The organism is Falsiroseomonas sp. RANM36 (genome assembly GCF_056682175.1).
Window position 1 is genome coordinate 195878 of the sequence record NZ_JBWXTD010000003.1, and the last position, 4029, is coordinate 199906.

Consider the following 4029-nt stretch of genomic DNA (forward strand, 5'->3'; position numbering starts at 1 on the left):
GCCGCCGCCCGGCCCCCGACCGGCCCGCGCGGGGCCAGGCGGTCGACCGGGCGGGCGTGGTCCTCCGTCTCTTGCGGGCCGCGCACGAAGCCGCCCTGCAAGCCGGGTGCGCGGGCGCTTCGCGACCTCAGCGCCAGATCACTTCCGCGAGGCTGCAGGTTTCGAGGCCGCGCCGTTCGCCGGCGCGCCCGTCCATATAGACCACCCGGATGTCCACGGCGCAGCCGCGGCCCGCGGGCAGGCTCACCTGCAGCCGCTGGTTCGGCTGCAGCACGTTCTGGCCCAGCCGGTCGCCGCCCCAGTTGCTGTCGGACGACAGCGAGACATAGACCTCCCGGATGGTCACGCCGGTGCCGTTGCGCAGGTAGAAGGACGGGTTGGCCGCCGCCGGCCGTCCCGGCGCCACGGTCGCCCCGGCGCCGCCGCCGCCCACGCTCGCCCCCGCCCCCGCGCCGGCGCTCCCGAAGGCGATCTGCGACAGGCTGCAGGCGTTCACCTGCATGCGGCGATCCTCGCCACCGCCCTGGTAGGTCACGCGCACATCCAGCACGCAGTCGCCGAAACTCGGCGTCACCCAGACCCGGTTGCCCGAGGGCAGGACCGAGGTGCCCAGGATGTCCGGCCCCCAATCCTCGACCCGCGAGGAGGAGACATAGGCCCGCTCGATGACGCGGCCCGTGTTGTTCACCAGCCAGAACCGGTTCTGCGCCTCCGCCGTGGCCGGAACGAATCCCCCAGCCATCCCCGCGAGGATCGCGAGGATCGCAAGAATGTGGCGACGCATGCCGATGTCTCCTCCGGCGTTGAACTTACCGGAAGATTCTATCAGCGGATGTGTGGAGGGCGAGTGAAAGCAATGTCATGTCGCGCATCGGCATTGTCGGTCGCCGTCCGCATCGGCACTCTCCCGGAGGATCACGGGAGCGTGAGATGTCCGATGGTGCGGGGGAGGCGGGCGAACTGCGCCGGCTCTCGGCGGCGCTGGTGGAGTTGCGCGCCGAACTCACGGTGACGCAGGCGGCGCTCGCCGCGGCGATGGCGGAAATCGCCCGGCTCGGGCCGGCGCCGAAGCCGGACCTGGCCGATGCGGTTTCGCGCCTGCTCGGCTTCGCCGATGCGGCAGCGGCCGGCCTGCGCGGGAAGACGCTGGTGCGCCCGCAGGCGCCGACCGACGCCGCGCTGCGCATGGCCGATTGGGCCGAAGGCCTGCTGGCCGGCTCCACGAAGCGGTGACGCTCGGTTGCGCGGCGCCCGGCGTGGCGCCTGCGCATCGGCTTGCCGCAACCTGTTGCGGCGGCGCCACGCGGTTGTGGCGCGGTGCAGCATCGCCCTGCTAGGCTCGCTGCCATGTTCAGCCCGTTCCCGCCCCGCCGGGCCCTGCTTCTGGCCGCGGCGCTGCTGTCCGCCTGCGGTGCCGGCGGATCGCCCGCAGCACCCGCCGCCACCGCCGGCAGCGCCGCCGCCGCCAGCGAGGCGGGCCCGTTCGGTGCCTATCTCGCCGGCCGCTTCGCGCAATCGGAGGCGGATACCCGCGCCGCCGCCGACCGCATGCTGGAGGCCCTGCAGCGGGACCCGGACCAGCCCGAGGTCGTCACCCGCGCCTTCGTCGCCGCGCTGCTGGATGGCCGGCCCGAAGCGGTGCGGCTGGCCCGCCGCCTGCCGGACAACCAGGCCGCCGCCCTGCTGCTGATCGGCACCGAGGCCCAGGCGGGGCGCTGGGACCGTGCCGAGCAGCGCATCCGCGCGCTGCCCCGCCAGGGGCCGGCGGGGCTGCTCGGGCCGCTGCTGCTGGCCTGGACGCTGCAGGGCAAGGGCCAGACCGACCAGGCGATCGCCCTGCTCCGCCCGCTGGCCGAGACCGGCCGGCTGCGCGGCATCCATGCCCTGCACCTCGCGATGATCGCCGACGTCGCCGGCCGCGGGCGGGACGCCGAACGCTATGCCCGCATGGCGCTGGCCGAGACGCCCGACGCGTCGCTGCGCATGCTGCAGGTCGCGGGCGGGATCCTGACGCGCAACGGCGGCGAGGCGGACGCGGGGCGCATGATGGAGGCGCTCGGCCGCGGCAATGGCGACTTCGCCATCGCCGCCCGCACGCCGGATGGCCGGCGCGCCCTGCTCGCCGCCGGGGGCGTCGCCTCCCCGACCGAGGGCATGGCCGAGGCCCATATCGCCCTGGCCGCGGCGCTGCGCGGCCAGCGCGGCGGCGAGGTCGGGCTGATGCTCGCGCGCCTCGCGATCCGGCTGCGGCCCGATTTCGCGCCCACAACCCTGCTGCTGGCGGAGTACTTCGCCGACGAGAACCACCCCGAGGCCGCGCTCGCGCAGCTCGAGACCATCCCGGCCGCGGACCCTCTCGGCCAGGTCGCGGCGCTGCGGCGGGCCGAGATGCTCGACCGGCTGAACCGCATCGCGGAGGCCGAGACGGCGCTGCGCCAGGTGGCGCTGGCCGATCCCGGCGCCGCGCAGCCGATGCTCCGCCTGGGCGAGATGCTGCGCAAGCGCAACCGCTTCGCCGACGCGGTCGCCGCCTACGACTCGGCGATCGAGCGGATCGGCACGCCGGATCCCGATGACTGGGTGGTGTTCTACGCCCGCGGCATCTCCAACGAGCGCGCCGGGCGCTGGACGCGCGCCGAGGCCGACTTCCAGAAGGCGCTCGAGCTGGCGCCGGAGCAGCCCTATGTCCTCAACTACCTCGCCTATACCTGGGTGGAGCACGGGCTCAACCTGGCGGAGGCGCGGCGGATGCTGGAACGCGCGGTCGAGCTCCGCCCGAACGACGGCAACATCGTGGACAGCCTGGGCTGGGCCCTGTTCAAGCTCGGCGACATCCCGGGCGCGGTGCGCTGGCTGGAACGCGCGGTCGAACTCGAGCCGCGCAACAGCGTGATCAACGACCATCTCGGCGATGCCTATTGGGCGGCGGGACGCCGCAGCGAGGCCCGCTTCCAATGGCTGCGCGCGCTGCGCACCGAACCCGAGGCGGCCGACATCCCGCGGATCGAGGCGAAGCTGCGCGACGGGCTGCCGACGCCGCCGGCCGCGACGGCCAGCCGCACGGACGAAGCGCCGGCGACGCGATGAGCAGGGGGCGCCGCCCCCTGCGACCCCCGGCAAGGGCCTGAGGCCCTTGCAACCGCGTTCGGAAGCGGCGCCCGCGAAGGTGAACCTGTATCTGCGCGTCACGGGACGGCGCGCGGATGGCTATCACACGCTCGACAGCCTCGCGGTGTTCGCCGCGGCGGGCGACGTGATCGAGGCGATGCCGGCCGATGCGCTGAGCCTTGCCGTCACCGGCCCTGAAGGCCGCGCGCTGGCCGATGAGGCGGACAACCTCGTGCTGCGCGCAGCGCGCGCGCTGGAGGCCCATGCCGGCATCCGCGCGGGAGCGGCGCTGACACTGCAAAAAAACCTGCCGGTGGCGTCCGGCATCGGCGGCGGCTCGGCTGACGCCGCGGCGACGCTGCGGGCGCTGAACGCGCTCTGGGGCACGGGGCTCGATGCCGGCGCGTTGCGCGGCATCGCGACGCGGCTCGGCGCCGATGTGCCGGTCTGCGTCGAAAGCCGCGCCACCCGCATGCGGGGCATCGGCGAGGTGCTGTCGGCGGTGCCGCCACTGCCGCGCCTCGGCCTGCTGCTGGTCAACCCGCGCGTCGCGCTGCCGACGCCCGCGGTCTTCAAGGCGCGGCGCGGCGATTTTTCGCCCCCGGCCGGGATTTCGGACGGCTTCGCCGACGCCGCGGCGCTGGCCGCCTGGCTGCGCCCGCTCGGCAACGACCTGCAGGACGCCGCGATCAGCCTGTGTCCTGCGGTCGCCGAGGTCATCGCCGCCATCGCCGCGCAGCCCGGCTGCCTGCTCGCGCGCATGAGCGGCAGCGGCGCCACCTGCTTCGGCATCTTCCCGGACGAGATCGCGGCCAAGGCCGCGGCAAGCGCCCTGCCCGCCGCCTGGTGGCGCCGGGGCGGGGGGGGGGGGCCGCCCCCCCCCCCCCCCCCGGGCGGAGGCCGCCCCGCGGCCCCGCAGCA

The 4029-nt window shown here is 75.1% G+C and carries 4 protein-coding genes; 3 read left to right on the forward strand and 1 reads right to left on the reverse strand.

Features of this window, described 5'->3' with window-relative positions; all coding sequences use genetic code 11:
• Window positions 1–127: 127 nt before the first annotated feature.
• Window positions 128–784 carry a Tat pathway signal protein gene (locus AC1MIR_RS05755; RefSeq protein ID WP_480027229.1) on the reverse strand — a complete coding sequence of 219 codons (657 nt, stop codon included), beginning with the start codon at window positions 782–784 and terminating at the stop codon, window positions 128–130.
• 146 nt (window positions 785–930) lie between these two features.
• Here AC1MIR_RS05755 and AC1MIR_RS05760 point away from each other — a divergent pair, with 146 nt between their 5' ends.
• From AC1MIR_RS05760 to AC1MIR_RS05770, 3 genes are all read left to right on the forward strand, one after another.
• A complete protein-coding gene (locus AC1MIR_RS05760; protein WP_480027230.1) occupies window positions 931–1233 on the forward strand; it encodes a hypothetical protein in 303 nt (100 codons plus the stop codon).
• A 114-nt stretch (window positions 1234–1347) separates the two neighbouring features.
• Window positions 1348–3087 carry a tetratricopeptide repeat protein gene (locus AC1MIR_RS05765; RefSeq protein WP_480027231.1) on the forward strand — a complete coding sequence of 580 codons (1740 nt, stop codon included), beginning with the start codon at window positions 1348–1350 and terminating at the stop codon, window positions 3085–3087.
• A gap of 46 nt (window positions 3088–3133) precedes the next feature.
• A partial coding sequence (locus AC1MIR_RS05770) for a 4-(cytidine 5'-diphospho)-2-C-methyl-D-erythritol kinase (protein ID WP_480027232.1) occupies window positions 3134–4029 on the forward strand: 896 nt, incomplete at its 3' end.